A 15,235-nucleotide genomic window follows, 5' to 3' on the forward strand; every position below is an offset into this window, starting at 1 on the left:
CCGCCGGGCCGTCGCCCCAGCCCGCACGCGACGTGAGACCGCCGACTGGGCCGACCATGGTTCACGCGCCCACCGAACGGAACTCTCCGGCGCCGCTGCCAGCGCTGCATCTGGTTCACGCGGCCACCGACCGGAGCCTCTCCGGCTCACACGGCCACTGATCCACCCGTCCCCTGACTCGCACAATCACCGGCCGGTCCGCTCGCAGGGCCACCCCGGCCGCCGACCGCTCCATCCCTGACCTGCCCAGCCGGCCCCTCCGCCGGGGCCGCTTGCGACCTGACCGGACGTCGGTCGAGCGCGCCCGTGGACGTTCACTCGTCCAGGTCGAAAGTGTCACTCGCACAGCCGGAGAGAACGTTCGGTCTTGACCGCACCTGAGCATCCCGCTAGGTTCCGTGTAGCGAGCGTTCCATACTCGTCTGCCCCGCACCCCACCCGTCGACGGGACAGCGCGCCACGCGGCCGTCGCGGCTCGAGTTCGAATGAGGGATCTTCGATGAGCAGGCTGGATTTCAGGAGGCCGCCGCGGCTGGCCGCGCCGCGTCCGCCGGGCGGCGAGGTGCATCTCGAGCCGCCGCCCGAGGTCCCCCGCACCATCCCGGCGAGCATCCTGGCGAAGGCACTGCCCATCGTCATGGTCGTGGTGTCACTGGGGTTGCTCGTCTTCCTGTTCCAGACCGGCAACGGGAACCCGCTGACGATCGTCTTCGGCGCCACGACTTTCCTCGGCTCGCTGGGAATGATCGCCGGTGGCGGCGGCAAGGGTGGCGGCCAGAAGAAGGCCGAGATGGACGAGGATCGCAAGGATTATCTGCGGTATCTCGGTCAGATGCGGGACCGTGCCCGGGAGGCGATGGTCGACCAGCGGGCCGCGTTGGAGTGGGTGCATCCGGATCCGCAGTCGTTGTGGTCGCTGGGGGCGAGCCGCCGGATGTGGGAGCGCCGGCACAACGACTCCGATTTTCTGCATCTGCGGGTGGGACTCAGTTCCCATCGCCTGGCGACAAGGCTGGTTCCCCCGCAGACGGGCCCGATCGACGAACTGGAACCGATCACGACATTGGCGTTGCGCCGGTTCGTCCAGTCGCATTCGATCGTGCCGGATCTCCCGACCCAGATCGCCTTGCGTGGCTTCGCCGCGGTCTGCCTGCGCGGCGACCTCGAGCTGACGAGAGGACTGGCCAGGGCGATGCTCGCCCAGCTGGTTTCCTTTCATGGCCCGGATGACGTGATGATCGCGGTGGCGACGAGTGGTCGGGCGATGCAGGAGTGGGAGTGGGCGAAGTGGCTTCCGCATGTGCAGCATCCGTCGTTGTCGGATGGTATCGGCCAGTTGCGGATGATGGCGGGGTCGTTGGCGCAGCTGGAGGCGTGGCTGGATGAGGAGCTGGGGGAGCGGCAGCGGTTTTCGCGGAATGCGACGCCGGCGCCGGACCAGCCGCATGTGGTGATCATCATCGATGATGGTGAGGTCACGCGTGAGGAGCAGATCATCCTGGAGGAGGGTCTGGTCGGGGTCACGTTGATCGATTTGTCGGATTCGCTGGGGAATCTGGCGGCGCGGCGCGGGTTGCGGCTGGTGGTGGAGGAAGACCGCCTGGGTGCCCGGAGTGCCGGTGGGGTGGAGTGGTTCGGCCGGCCGGACTGGTTGAGTGTGGTGGAGGCGCAGGCGCTGGCCCGGTTGATCGCGCCGTATCGGGTGGGGACCGGTGGTGGTGAGGTCAGTGACGACGAGCCGTTGCTGTCGAATCCGACGTTGCTGGAGTTGCTGGGGATTCCCGGGGACCCGATGACGTTCGATGTGCAGGGGGCGTGGCGGCCGCGGCCGGTGCGGGATCGGTACCGGGTGCCGTTCGGGGTCGGGGAGTACGGGCAGGCCGTCGAGCTGGACATCAAGGAAGCCGCGATGGAGGGCATGGGCCCGCACGGGTTGTGCATCGGGGCGACCGGGTCGGGTAAGTCGGAGTTCCTGCGCACCTTGGTGCTGGGACTGCTGGCCACGCATTCGTCGACGAATCTGAACATGATTCTGGTGGACTTCAAGGGTGGCGCGACGTTTTTGGGGTTGGACAAGGCCCCGCACGTGGCGGCCACGATCACCAACCTCGCCGGGGACCTGACGCTGGTGGACCGGATGAAGGACGCGATCGCCGGTGAGGTCAACCGCCGCCAGGAAGCGCTGGCCAAGGGCAACTACAAGAACGTGTGGGATTACGAGAAGGCCCGGGAGAACGGGGCGGATCTGGATCCGTTGCCGGCGTTGTTCATCTGTATCGACGAGTTTTCCGAGATGTTGACCGCGAAGCCGGACTTCATCGACATCTTCCTGCAGATCGGGCGGGTGGGCCGGTCGCTGCAGATGCACATGCTGCTTGCCTCGCAGCGGCTGGAGGAAGGCAAGCTGCGTGGCCTGGACACGTATCTGTCGTATCGGATCGGGTTGAAAACGTTCTCCGCGGCCGAGTCCCGGGCGGCGATCGGGGTGCCGGACGCGTTCGAGCTGCCCTCGATCCCCGGCTCGGGGTATCTGAAGTTCGACACCTCGACCATGGTGCGGTTCAAAGCCTCCTACGTCTCCGGCCCCTACCGCCCGGCCGGGATCAAGGCGGCCGGGCCGGCGGCGACGGTGGTGCGGGCGGACAAGCGCCCGCAGCTGTTCGTGCCGGACTTCGTCGAGCTGCCCCCCGAGCCGGAACCCGAACCGGAACCGATCGCCGAGGAGGAACCGCAGCGCAAAGAGTCGGACGAGGCGAGCGAGCCCAGCGAGCTGGAGGTGATGGTCGATCGGTTCATCGGGCAGGGCCCGCCCGCGCACGAGGTGTGGCTGCCGCCGCTGGACGAACCCAACTCGCTGGACACCATGCTGCCCAACCTCAACCCCACCGAGGACCGCGGTCTCTCGCCGGTCGGGTTTTTCGGCAACGGCCGGTTGCAGGTGCCGCTGGGGATCGTGGACCGGCCCTTCGAGCAACGCCGCGACATGCTCTGGGGCGACTTCTCCGGCGCGGCCGGGCACGGCATCGTCGCCGGCGGCCCCCAGTCGGGCAAATCGACCATGCTGCGGACGCTGATCATGTCGATGGCCCTGACCCACACCCCGGAGGAAACCCAGTTCTACTGCCTCGACCTCGGTGGCGGCACCCTGGCCGGGCTCGCGGACCTCCCGCACGTCGGCGGGGTCGCGGTCGCCCGCCGCGAACCCGACAAAGCCCGCCGGATCGTGGCCGAGCTGACCACCCTGATGACCGAACGCGAAGGCCGCTTCGGCACCCTGGGCATCGACTCGATGACCGAGTTCCGCAACCGCAAACGCCGCGGCGAGATCACCGCCGAGCAGGACCCCTTCGGCGACGCGTTCCTGATCGTGGACAACTGGCGCGCCCTGCGCGACGACTTCGACGAACTCGAACAGTCCATCACCCGCCTGGCCACCCAGGGCCTCGCCTACGGCGTGCACGTGATCATCTCCGCGAACCGGTGGGCCGACCTGCGCCCGGCGATCAAAGACATGATCGGCACCCGCTTCGAACTACGCCTCGGTGACCCCACCGAATCCGAAATGGACCGCCGCACCGCCGGCAACGTCCCCACCGGACGCCCCGGCCGCGGCCTGACCCGCGACAAACTCCACCTGCTCACCGGGCTGCCCCGCATCGACGGCTCCAGCGACCCCGACACCATCGCCGCCGGCGTCGCCGACGCCGTCGCGAAAATCCGCGGCGCCTGGCGCGGCCGCACCGCACCCCAGGTCCGGCTGCTGCCCGACCTGATCACCTACGACGAGGTCCTCGCCCAGGACCACCGCCGCGACACCCAGCTCGTGCCGTTCGGGGTCAACGAGGAAAACCTCGCGCCGGTCTACCTCGACTTCGACGCCGAACCCCACTTCTTCGCCTTCGCCGACGGCGAATCCGGCAAAACCAACCTGCTACGCCAGATCGCCCGCGGTATCTCCGAGCGCTACACCCCCCAACAAGGCGTCATCCTGCTCGTGGACTACCGCCGCACCATGCTCGGCTTCCTCTCCGGCGACTCCCTGCTCGGCTACGCCGTGTCCTCCGCACAGCTGGACACCATGATCAAAGACGTGCACGGCTCCATGACCCGGCGCCTGCCCGGACCCGACGTCACCCAGGACCAACTCAAAAACCGCTCCTGGTGGACCGGACCCGAACTGTTCATCCTCGTCGACGACTACGACCTCGTCGCCACCCAAACCAACAACCCACTCAAACCGCTGTCCGAATTCCTCGCCCAAGCCAAAGACGTCGGCCTGCACCTGATCGTCGTCCGCCGCACCGGCGGCGCCTCCCGCGCCTCCTACGACCCCGTCATCGGCAAACTCAAAGAACTCGCCGCACCCGGCATGGTCATGAACGGCTCCAAAGACGAAGGCGCCCTCATCGGCAACATCAAAGCCGGCCCCATGCCCCCCGGCCGCGGCATCATGCTCAGCCGCAAAGGCGGCCGCCAACTCATCCAAGCCTCATGGATCCAACCCGACTGACCCCCGCCGGATGCGCCCGGCGTCAGCGTTTCCGCTTGGTGGCGGGACGGGCGCGCTGCTCGGCCAGGCCGCGGATCAAGGCGACGAACGGGGTGACCTGCGAACGGTAGGTCACCCCGTCGAGGCTGTTGGCCACCGAGAGCCCGTCGGTCAGGGCCTGGCCGAGGACTGCCAGCTGGTCGATCAGGGCCTCGTTCTCCCTGCCGCCCTCCGGTGCCAGGACGGGGGTGAGTGCGTCCACCCAGGACGCGTGCGCGTAGTCCCGGATCCGGCGCACCGTGGCGCGGACCGACTCGGAATCCTTCTGCGGGCCCACACTGATCACCAGCAGGAGCCGGAGATAGTCGGGCCGCTCGTCGAGCGAGGCGCACGCCGCGGTGAACCACGCCTCGAGCCGGTCCAGCGGCGCCCGGTCGTCGAACGACGACGGATTGGGGAACAGTGCGTGCAGCTCCTCGAAAGTGCGCTCGAGGAGCGCGGCGAGAACGCCGAGTTTGTTCCCGAAGTGGTAGTAGATCGAACTCGGCGGGAAGCCGGACTTCGTGCACAGGTCCGAAATCGCCATGCCGTCGTAGCCTTTTTCGGCGATGAGGGCACGAGCCCCGTTCAGGATGGTCTCTCGACTGCTCACACCGGCCGCGGTCGACGCGGAGCCAGATTCCCTCGCCATCGCGCCATGATAGGTCCGCCGTGCCGAGGCCCCGCGAGGGCACGCCGCAGCGCACCCTCGTTCAGCGTCGGCAGCCACGGCCCCTTACCGTGAAACGACGCCACGCTATCGAGGGTCGAGCTCACCCGGAACGGAGGAACGTGCCTATTTCGGAGGCCGCGCACGTCAGCAAGGACCCGGACAAGGGGTACATCGCGCTCCTGGGATGGAGCCTGAACGCCATCGAGGCGCTCGAACGTTTCGACCGGCGGTACCTGGTCGTCGCCCCGGACTGGGCCGAGCAGTACTGCGCCGAACACGGCATTCCCTATCTGACGTGGAACTTCGAGCGGCTCAACGACCGTTCGATGGAAATCGCGGAAATTCTCCGGGACGAGGGGGTCGACGTCGCGATCCCGCTGTTCGAGGAGACCGTGGAGTGGGCGGGCGCGATCAACTCCGTGCTGCTCGACAATCCCCGGCTGTTCGGGCAGGCGATGTTGTTGCGGGACAAGGCTTTGATGAAGCGCCGCGCGCAGCTGGGCGGGATCCGGGTCGGGATCTTCGAGGAGGCGCACGACCGCGACGACGTGATCCGGTTCCTCAAGCGGGTCAACCAGACCCTGCTCAAGCTCGACGGCGACCCCAACGATCCGATCCACCTCAAGGCCTTCGACAAGGCGGGCTGTCTCGGGCATCGGGTGATCCGCACCCCGGACGAGATCGACACCATCCCGGACGAGGAGTTCCCGGTTCTGATGGAGTCGCATCTGGACGGCTGGGAGTTCGCGGTGGAGGCGTGGATCCACAACGGCAAGGTGAAGTTCCTCAACATCTCCGAGTACGTCACGCTCGGGTACTCGGTGTTCGTGCCGGCGACCCCGGAGCTGGAGCGGTACCGGCCGCAGATCACCGCGCAGATCGAGAAGCTGGTCAAGGCGTTCGACATCGAGTTCGGGTTCCTGCACCCGGAGTACTTCGTGACCAGCGACGGCGAGATGTACTTCGGCGAGGTGGCCTACCGGCCGCCCGGCTTCAAGGTGTTCGAACTGCTGGAGCGGGCCTACGGGTTCAACGCCTACCAGGGCCTGGTGCTGGCGTTCGACCCGAAGACGACCGAGGAGGAGATCGACGCCTTCTTCCCGCGTGAGGTGGTGGACGCGACCGGCGTGGCCGGCTGCTTCGGCGTGTACCCGCGCCGCCGGGTGGTCAGCGACCTGCAGATCCCGCAGGAGACCGAGGACGACGACTACTACGAGTCGCACGACCTCTCCGCGCCGGTCGAGGAGACAGTGACGAAGCGAACCGCGTTCGGCACGCACTGGGGACTACTGTATTTCTTCGGGGACGACCCCTACCGGATGCGCGAGCTGCTGAAACGGCAGGAAGACCTCGACTTCTACGTCTGAGGCCGCCCGTGGAGCCCGGAGCACGACCCGAGGGAGACCGGTGAACCCGACCGCCCGCGACGCCGCCGCGGCCAGCACGCTCGACAAGCGCGTGACCTCGCTCGAACAGGCCGTCCAGGCCATGGCCGACACCCCCGACTTCGGCAAGCCCGGCAAGCTGCGACGGGTCCTGGAAGCACTGCGCCGGGTCCTGCTGCAGCCGGGCGGGGCGGCCGCGGTGCAGGCCAGGGCCCAGGCGATCGAGGAGGCGGGGGTCTTCCGCGGCACGGACTGGGACACCCCGGAGATCCTCATCCCGGCGCTGGTCGGCACCAGCCTGCACGGCGGGAACCAGGACACCGTCGTGATCGAGGCCACCAGTGAGCTGCGGGTGCTGGCCGTCGCGCGCGGCGACTACGTGCACCCGACGCTGAGCGCCGAGGACGCGCGCCAGTTCCTCTCCCACGTGCTGGCGATGAACCTGGAGCTGCTGTTCGCGCCGCCCAGTGAGGCCGAGCGGACCCGCGAGGGCCGGACGGCGCAGCTGATCCGCGCCCTGTTCCGGCACCTCGCCGACGGGATCGGCTACGACAGCGTGCTCGACGAGCTGGTCGACGAGATCTGGCGGATCCTGCGGCAGCGTCCGATCCAGGTCGAGCAGGTGCGCTCGCTGATCACCAGCATCTCGATCTACCGCGGTGACCCCGACGTGGACCTCGGCGCGTCCGGCCAGGGCCTGGACCGGCTCATCACCAGCCTGTTCGGCACCACCGACGCCTGCCGCGAGGATCCCGGCGTCGACGTCTTCCGCTCCCGGCTGGAGGCGATGGATTCCAGCGGCCTGCAGTACGAGGCGTCCGGGTTCGCCCGCGCGATGCACGACACCGGGCTCGTGTCGCCGTATCACGCCGAGCTGCTGCGGTACCTGTGCCACGAGAGCGACTACCTGCTCGGCGAGGCACTCGGCCTGTCCGACACCGGCCGCAACTGCCTGCTGCGCTACCGCGATCTGGTCCACCGCCTGATCGAGGTGGCCGTGCATCCGGAGACCGCGCAGTGCATCTACGGACTGGCCCTGCTGCTGGACCGCGGCATCCTCTACGAGCCGCCGGTGGTGCCCGCCCTGTGGCGGCAGCTCGCGCTGGAGCTCTCCCCCGCCGCGCTGGACCGGCTCACGAGCCTGTTCGGCGACCAGCCGAGCCCGGCCGCCCGGCTGACCGCCGGTGTGCTCTCGATGCTCGGGCTGCCGCTGGGGGTCGGGCAGGGCGACAACCCGACCTGCCAGTCGGCGCGCGCGTTGTCGATGTGGGCCTACAACGATCCCGACTACCTGCTGCAGATCGTCACGTGGGCGGCCAGGGACGACGAGGTCATCATGCACTTCGAGGGGCAGCCGATCTCGTCGAAGGACAGCGCGACCGGGCTCGCCGAACTGCTCCCGGTGGATCTGGACCCGGTGTCCCTGCTGGTGGTGCCGCACCTTGACCGGATCTACGCGGAGATGGGCCGCCGCTGCGCGGACCGTCCCGGCGATCCGCACCGCTGGGTCAACCCGGAGTTCCACGGCTGGTGGGCCGCCCGCGGGTTCCACATCAACGTCGACGTGGCGACCGGGAAGCTGATCGGCCTGGACGAGTTCCTGCGGGATTTCCACGCCAGCTACCACCCGGACTACAACGGCGGCCGCCCGCTGATCCACCCGCAGCCGGCCGGGATCGCGGTCACCGACAGCGCCGCGCGCTACGTCGGCTGGCACGCGATCACCATCCTGCGCGTCGCGCCCGACCCGAAGGGCGGCATGCGGGTGTACTTCTTCAACCCCAACAACGACAGCGGGCAGGACTGGGGCGACGGCGTGGTGGTCTCGACCGCGGGCAACGGCGAACGCTACGGCGAATCGTCGCTGCCCTTCGACCAGTTCACCTCACGGCTCTACATCTTCCACGTCGACCCGCTGGAACACGGCGCCCCGGACAAGGTGCCGGCCGAGGACATCGCGCGGATCACCGGGTTCCTCGAACGCAGCTGGGGCGCCGACCGGGTGCCCGCGGGCGGTCTCCAGGCGACACCGGACCCCCGTCCCTGACCCAGGGTCCTGATCCGCGAGCACCGGCCGTCCGGCTCAGGTCTCGAACGCGCTCAGTGTCGCGTCGTGGTCGGCTCCGCCGATCTCGAACATCGGCGTCATCCAGTGGTAAAAGTTGTCGCCGCGGTCGCGCAGCCGGGCGTACAAGTCGGCCATCAGTGCGCGCCGGACCGGGGCCAGCTCCGGGTCGCCGATCCGGTTGACCAGCTCGTGCGGATCGGCGCGCAGGTCGTAGAGCTCGTTGGTGGACTCGGGGTTGACGATCAGCTTGTGCGTCCTGGTGCGCAGCATGCGCTGCGGGTACGGGAAGTGGTGGCCGTGGAACTCGGCCAGCATCCGGTCCCGCCACGGCGGCGCTTCGCCGCGGGCCAGCGGCAGCAGGCTGGTGCCGTCGGCCGCGTCCACGGCGGGCAGGCCGGCCAGGTCCAGGATCGTGGCGGTGAAGTCCATCAGCGTCACGAACTCGTCCCGCCGCTGCCCGGCCGGGGCGCCCGGAACCCGCAGCAGGGCGGGGATCCGGTAGATCTCGTCGTACATCGCCGGGCCCTTGTCGTGCAGCCGGTGCGCCCCGGTGAACTCGCCGTGGTCGGCGGTCATCGCCACGGCGGTGTCGCCGGCCAGGCCCAGGCGGTCCAGTGCGTCCAGGATGCGGCCGAGTTCGTGGTCGACCAGGCTCACGTAACCCCAGTAGGCGGCGATCAGTTTCCGGGTGGTGGCTTCGTCGAGGGTGTCGTGCGCCCACAGCGCGCTGTAGTTGCGCTGCACCGACGGCTTGTCCTCGAAGGTCTCCTCGGTCGCCGACACCGGGAGTTCCATCTCGTCCGGGTCGTAGCGGTCGAAGTACTCCGGCGGCAGCAGATACGGCAGATGCGGGCCGAAGAAGTGCGCCGCCAGGTAGAACGGCCGGTCCTGGGCGGCGAACCGCTCCATCATCTCGATCGTGCGGGTGGCCAGGTAGTGCTCGAAGGTGGCCTCCACCGGCTGGTGCAACCGCGCCGCCATCAGGTTGCCGGGTCCGCCGTTCGGCGTGACGCCGCGGATCGGTTCGCTGATGCGGTAGCCGGGCAGGTCGTGCTCGGCCAGGTAGGCGAGGTAGTCGGGGTGGTCGACGGGGTTGTGCCAGCCCTGCAGGTCCGGTCCTTCGAACCCGTAGTCGGCGGCGTTCCGGCGTACCCCGCCGTGCCATTTGCCGATCAGTCCGAGGTTCCAGCCCGCGCCACCCAGCGCCTCGGCGAAGGTGAACTGGTCCGGCGCGAGGTCCTCCAGGTACCCGACGTTGCGTTCGTAGTTGGCCAGCAGCCGGTGCCGGAACGGAGCCGCCCCGGTCAGCAGGCTGGCCCGCGCCGGGGTGCAGATCGCGGTCGGGGTGAACGCGTCGGTGAAACACGTCCCGGTGGCCGCGAGCCGGTCGAGCGCGGGCGTTTCCACCGTCGGATTGCCGTAGCAGCCCAGGGTGGAGACCGAATGCTGGTCGGTCATCAGGAACAGGATGTTCCGGGTCGGGTTGTGGGTCACTGCTTCATCCTTTTCATGCTCAGCGCGGTGCCGGTCTCTGCCGCGGCGCGCGCCCGGATCAGCGCGCCGAGTGCGCCCGCTGCCCCGTCGTCGGCCGCGGGCCGCACGCTCAGCCCGGCAGCGCACCACGTGGGCAGCAGGTCCTGCAGTGTTTCGCCGACCGCGGCGAGGAATCCGGGCAGCCGGGCCACCCGTCCGCCGAGTACCAGCACCGGGACGTCCAGTGCGGTGAGCGGGCCGGCCAGCGCCTGTGCGGTGGCCAGCGCCGCCCGCTCCAGCACGGCCCGGCCGGGGCCGGTCGTCACCGCCTCGGCCAGCGCGGCGGCGCCGGCAGTGCCGGTCGCCGTGAGCAACGCGGGCAGAGCGGCGGACAGTTCGAGGCAGCCGCGTCCTCCGCAGGCGCATCGCGCGCCGGCCGGATCCACGCTGACGTGGCCGAATTCGCCCGCGGTCCCCCACTGACCGGACAGCAGTGAGCCGTCCACGACCACGCCGCCGCCGACGCCTTCGTCCAGGCGCACGCAGACGACGTTCGCGGCGCCGGCTCCCGCGCCGTGGGAAGCCTCGCCGAGCGCGGTGTAGCGGGTGTTGTTGTCGGCTCGCACCGGACAGCGGAACCGTGCCGTGAGCAGGTTCGCGACCTCGGCCCGGTCGTGGGCGAACCGCGCGAGCGCGAGATCGGGCGAAGGCCGGCCGGTGCCGCCGAACTTCGGCCCCGGTGTCCCGACTGCCACCGACCGCACCACACTGAGGTCGAGGCCTCGTTCCGCGGCCAGCCGGTCGAGCAGCTCCAGCGCCTCCGCGGTCGCCGCCGTGACCGAGGTGCCGACCGGCATCTCGTGCCCGGCCTGGCCGACCACCGTGTCCGCGCCGTCAGCCACCGCCACCGCCAGGTGCGCTCTGCCGAGTTCGATCCCGACCAGTTCGGCACGCGCGGGATTCACCGTGACGACCGAGGACGGCCGGCCGCGGCCTCCCTCGACGCGGGACGCGCTTTCCCGCACCTGACCGTCTTCGGTCAGCGCGCGCAGGACCGCGGACACCGTCGCCCGGGACAGGCCGGTCTCGGCGGCCAGCCGCTGCCGGGTCAGCGGACCACGCCTGCGCAGGGCGCCGAGGATCGCCGCCCGGCTGGCCGCCGAGCCTCCGCGCGCCGGTTCGCCGCTCCGCGTCATCGCATCCTCCACTCCGGTGTCCGCCCTCATTATGCATACGGGTTTGTCAAAAGTACCCATCCGTTGAGATCACGACCGAATGATTATGTCGATCCCGTTGACATAAAGACGGACGATGCGCACACTCACCCGACAAGCGACGGGCAGTGCCGGCCCGCGCCCCGGGAGGCGAGACATGCGGGAAACAGCTGCTCCGGGTACTGCCGCTGCGACGGCCGCGCCCGACCGGGCCCGCCGCCGGCACCGACGGCGGGCGGCCGGGATCGCCGCGGTCGCGGCGCTGCTGGTCGGTTACGACATGGGCGTGATCTCCGGCGCGCTGCTGTTCATCAAGCCCGAGTTCGGGCTCACGCCGTTCGAAAGCGGCGTGGTGGTCACCACTCTGCTCGTCGGCGCGGTCGCCGGATCGGCCCTCGCGGGCTGGCTCGGCCAGGCGATCGGCCGGCGGGGCACGCTCCTCGTGGCGTGCGCGTTGTTCGTGGTCTCCAGCCTGCTCATGGCGCTGGCCCCGGACTACGGGTGGCTGCTGGCCGGCCGGGTCCTCGGCGGGCTCGCGGTCGGCGCCACGCAGAGCACCGTGCCGACCTACCTCGCGGAAATCGCGCCGAAGCGGACCAGAGGCCGGTTCACCTCGGCCAACCAGCTGATGATCGCGAGCGGCATCCTGCTGGCCGCCATCGTCAACTACGCCTTCGCCCAGGACCTGTCGTGGCGGTGGTCGCTCGGCCTCGCCGCGCTGCCCGCGGCCGCGATCCTGGTCGCGTTGCTGCGTCAGCCGGAAACGCCGCGCTGGCTGATCCTCAAGGGCCGCGCCCGCGAAGCCCGCGCCGTCCTGGACTCGGTGCTGCCCGCGGACGAAGCCGCACAGGCGTTCGCGGAGCTGACCACGGCGAGCGAACCGGCACCGGGCCCGGCCGCGACCGGCTGGCGCACGCTGGCCGGTTCCCGTGCGCTGCGACGCATCCTGGTGGTGGCCGTGCTGTTCTCGATGGCGCAGCAGCTCATCGGGATCAATTCGATCGTCTACTACGCGCCGACCATCCTCACCCAGGTCGGGTTCGGCACGTCGGCCGCCTTGATCAACACGGTGGGCTTCGGCGTGCTGTCGGTGCTGATGACGCTGGCGTGCGGCTGGGCAGTCGACCGGGCGGGCCGGCGCCCGCTGCTGATCGGCGGTGGCATCGTGCTCGGCATCGCGATGCTCGCGGTGTGCGCGGTCTTCGCCTTCGATCTGCTCGACACGCCCGCAGGCCAGTACCTGACGCTCGGCATGCTGTCGATCTTCAAGGCCGGCTACTCGCTGACCTGGGGTCCGGTCGTGTGGATCGTGCTGCCCGAGCTGTTCCCGCTGCGGGCGAGGGCGTCCGGGGTCTCGGTGGCCACGAGCGCGCAGATCCTGGTGACCGTGCTGCTCACCCTCTACTTCCCCGATCTGGTGGCCGGAAGCCCCACCGGGATCTTCCTGTTCTTCGGCCTGATGGGACTGGCCACCGCGATCTTCGTCGCCAAGGCACTGCCGGAGACATCGGGCAAGAGCCTGGAAACCCTGGACCGCCCCGGATCGCCCAGCCCTCGGCCGTAACGGCGCGCCGGCGCGGTCCGGCGGTTAACCTGGTGGCGTGCCGGACAGTTCCCGCGAATCGGCGAGCGCCGTCGCCTCGCGATGTGTGGTGGCCGGCGCGGGGCCGGGCGGCATGGTGCTGGCGTATCTGCTGTCCCGTGCCGGAGTGCCGGTCACGCTGCTGGAAGCGCGCGGCGATTTCGACCGTGACTTCCGGGGCGACTCGCTGCACCCGTACACCCTGGAGCTGTTCGACCGGCTCGGCCTCGCCGGCCGGTTGCTGTGCCTGCCGCACCACCGGGCGCGGTATTTCCGGTTCCACACGCCGTCGGCGACGATCACCCCGGCCGACTACGGGAAGCTGCGCACCCGGTTCCCCTACGTCGCGTTGATGCCGCAGGCCCGGTTCCTCGGTTTCCTGGCCGCGGAACTCGAGCAGCTGCCGAACGCCCGGCTCCGCACCGACTGCACGGTCACCGGCGTGACCACCGATCCCGGCGGACGGGTCACCGGTGTGCGGTACCGCGACGGTGCCGGACACCACGAACTGGCCGCCGATCTGGTGATCGGCGCCGACGGGCGGTTCTCGCGGCTGCGCCGGGCCGCCGGGATGACCGCGGACTCGCTGGGCGCAAGCACGGATCTGCTGTGGTTCCGGCTGCCCCAGCGCGACACCGATCCCGCGGACGCCGACGTCGACCTGTTCTTCGGCCGCGATCACTACGTGGGGCTGCTGACCGGCACCGAAGGCCGCCAGGTCGGCTACAGCCTGCCCAAGGGCGGCTACCCGGCCGCGCGCGAGGCGGGCGTGGCGCCGATCCGCGCCGCGGTCGCGGAACTGGTGCCGTGGCTGGCCGACCGGGTGCACCTGCTGACCGACTTCTCGCAGACCACGTTGCTGTCAGTGGACATCGCGCGGGTGCCGCGCTGGTGGCGGCCGGGTTTGCTGCTCGTCGGAGACGCGGCGCACGTGATCTCCCCGGTCGGCGGAAACGGGATCCTCATGGCGATCCAGGACGCGGTGGCCGCGGCCAACCGGCTCGTCCCCGCACTGCGCGCCGACAGCCCGGTGCCGGACGCGGTGCTGGCAGCGGTGCAGACCGACCGGGAACCGGCCGTGCGAAAGGTGCAGGCCGCGCAGGTACGCACCGAACAGCGCGTCGCCGCCGCCCGCGAAACCGGGCGGCCACTCGTCTCGAAGGCACTGCTCACCGTCCTCACCGCGCTTCCGGGAGCACGCCGCCGAGCCGCGCGGGCCAACGCCTACGGGCCGCACCCGCCGGTACTCGATCCGGATATCCTCGACCGCCCCGACACCGGAGATGATGATTCTGTCCGCCCGTGAACTGTGCGCCACGCTGCTCGACACCGTCGCTGACCGCAGTGTCCTGATCGGATACAGCCGGCTCGGCTACCGCTTGCGCCACCGCAGCTGGGCACCTGGCCCACCACCGGGCGCGCTCGCCGGGCGCACCGCGCTCGTCACCGGTGCCAGTTCCGGCCTCGGCCAAGCCACCGCCGAAGGGCTCGCCCGCCTGGGTGCACGGGTGATCCTCCTGGTACGCAACGAAGAACGCGGGCTACGCGCACGGGAGGAAATCCGGCGGGCAGTACCGGAGTCCGAAGTGGACGTGGAGCTGTGCGACATCGCGGACCTGTCCGCAGTGGACGGCTGCGCCGCGCGGCTGACGACTCGCCATCCGGTGCTCGACGTCATGGTGCACAACGCGGGCGTGCTGCCCGCGCAGCGCTCGGAATCGGCGCAGGGCCACGAACTGACCCTGGCCACGCACGTCCTCGGCCCGCTCCGGCTGACCGAACGGCTGCGTCCGGCGCTGGCCGGCAGCCGGGACGCCCGGGTGCTGTGGATGTCGTCGGGCGGGATGTACACCCAGCCGATCACCGAGGACCTCGAATTCCGCGAAAGCCGGTACCGCGGTGCGGTCGCCTATTCCCGCACCAAACGACTGCAGGTCGCGTTCGCCGGTCTGCTGGCCCGCCGCTACGCCCCGGACGGCATCGGCGTGCACTCCCTGCACCCCGGCTGGGCCGACACTCCCGGCGTGGCCGACTCACTGCCCGGATTCCACCGGGTGATCGGCCCGCTGCTGCGCACTCCGGCGGAGGGCGCCGACACCGCCGTCTGGCTCGCCGCGACCTCCCCGGCCCCGGAATCCGGCCGCTTCTGGCACGACCGCCGGCAGCGGCCCACGCACTACCTGCCGGGGCAGCACGACGATCCGGCACGCCTTCAGCGAGTCTGGGCGCGCTGTGCGCACACCGCCGGCCTCGACGACCGCTGACGTGCCCCGGTGAACGCGGGCCCGTCGACGTCCGGGAACGCGGAGTCC

Annotated in this window: 9 protein-coding genes; 6 read left to right on the forward strand and 3 right to left on the reverse strand. The window is 70.1% G+C overall.

The annotated features are described in order from the left end of the window. The first annotated feature begins 499 nt into the window (after nt 1–499). Nucleotides 500–4,510 carry a type VII secretion protein EccCa gene (gene eccCa, locus BJY18_RS07325; RefSeq protein ID WP_184778803.1) on the forward strand — a complete coding sequence of 1,337 codons (4,011 nt, stop codon included), beginning with the start codon at nt 500–502 and terminating at the stop codon, nt 4,508–4,510. A gap of 22 nt (nt 4,511–4,532) precedes the next feature. Here the strand turns inward: eccCa and BJY18_RS07330 are convergent, their stop codons facing one another. Next, nucleotides 4,533–5,180 carry a TetR/AcrR family transcriptional regulator gene (locus BJY18_RS07330; RefSeq protein ID WP_184778805.1) on the reverse strand — a complete coding sequence of 216 codons (648 nt, stop codon included), beginning with the start codon at nt 5,178–5,180 and terminating at the stop codon, nt 4,533–4,535. 140 nt (nt 5,181–5,320) lie between these two features. Between BJY18_RS07330 and BJY18_RS07335 the strand changes: the two genes are divergently transcribed. After that, nucleotides 5,321–6,568 (forward strand): ATP-grasp domain-containing protein, encoded by a 1,248-nt coding sequence (locus BJY18_RS07335; protein ID WP_312873768.1) that lies wholly within the window; start codon nt 5,321–5,323, stop codon nt 6,566–6,568. Nucleotides 6,569–6,608: 40 nt separating this feature from the next. Continuing rightward, nucleotides 6,609–8,633 (forward strand): hypothetical protein, encoded by a 2,025-nt coding sequence (locus BJY18_RS07340; protein ID WP_184778807.1) that lies wholly within the window; start codon nt 6,609–6,611, stop codon nt 8,631–8,633. A 36-nt stretch (nt 8,634–8,669) separates the two neighbouring features. On the opposite strand, the gene BJY18_RS07345 is transcribed toward BJY18_RS07340, so the two are convergent. Next, a complete protein-coding gene (locus BJY18_RS07345) occupies nt 8,670–10,148 on the reverse strand; it encodes a sulfatase family protein (RefSeq protein ID WP_312873769.1) in 1,479 nt (492 codons plus the stop codon). Continuing rightward, nucleotides 10,145–11,323, reverse strand: coding sequence for an ROK family transcriptional regulator (locus BJY18_RS07350; RefSeq protein WP_184778809.1), 1,179 nt, complete (start codon nt 11,321–11,323; stop codon nt 10,145–10,147). Before BJY18_RS07350 ends, BJY18_RS07345 begins: the two co-directional genes overlap by 4 nt. A 175-nt stretch (nt 11,324–11,498) precedes the next feature. On the opposite strand from BJY18_RS07350, the gene BJY18_RS07355 reads away from it, so the two are divergent. From BJY18_RS07355 to BJY18_RS07365, 3 genes are read left to right on the forward strand one after another with little or no spacing between them, the layout of a single operon-like run. Continuing rightward, nucleotides 11,499–12,905 carry a sugar porter family MFS transporter gene (locus BJY18_RS07355; RefSeq protein ID WP_184778811.1) on the forward strand — a complete coding sequence of 469 codons (1,407 nt, stop codon included), beginning with the start codon at nt 11,499–11,501 and terminating at the stop codon, nt 12,903–12,905. A gap of 37 nt (nt 12,906–12,942) precedes the next feature. After that, on the forward strand, nt 12,943–14,229 hold the full coding sequence (locus tag BJY18_RS07360) for an FAD-dependent oxidoreductase (protein WP_184778813.1): 1,287 nt from the start codon (nt 12,943–12,945) through the stop codon (nt 14,227–14,229). Beyond that, entirely contained in the window at nt 14,210–15,187 is a 978-nt protein-coding gene (locus BJY18_RS07365) for an SDR family NAD(P)-dependent oxidoreductase (protein WP_246458796.1), read from the forward strand. Before BJY18_RS07360 ends, BJY18_RS07365 begins: the two co-directional genes overlap by 20 nt. Nucleotides 15,188–15,235 lie beyond the last annotated feature (48 nt).

Source organism: Amycolatopsis jiangsuensis (assembly GCF_014204865.1).
Taxonomy (GTDB): domain Bacteria; phylum Actinomycetota; class Actinomycetes; order Mycobacteriales; family Pseudonocardiaceae; genus Amycolatopsis; species Amycolatopsis jiangsuensis.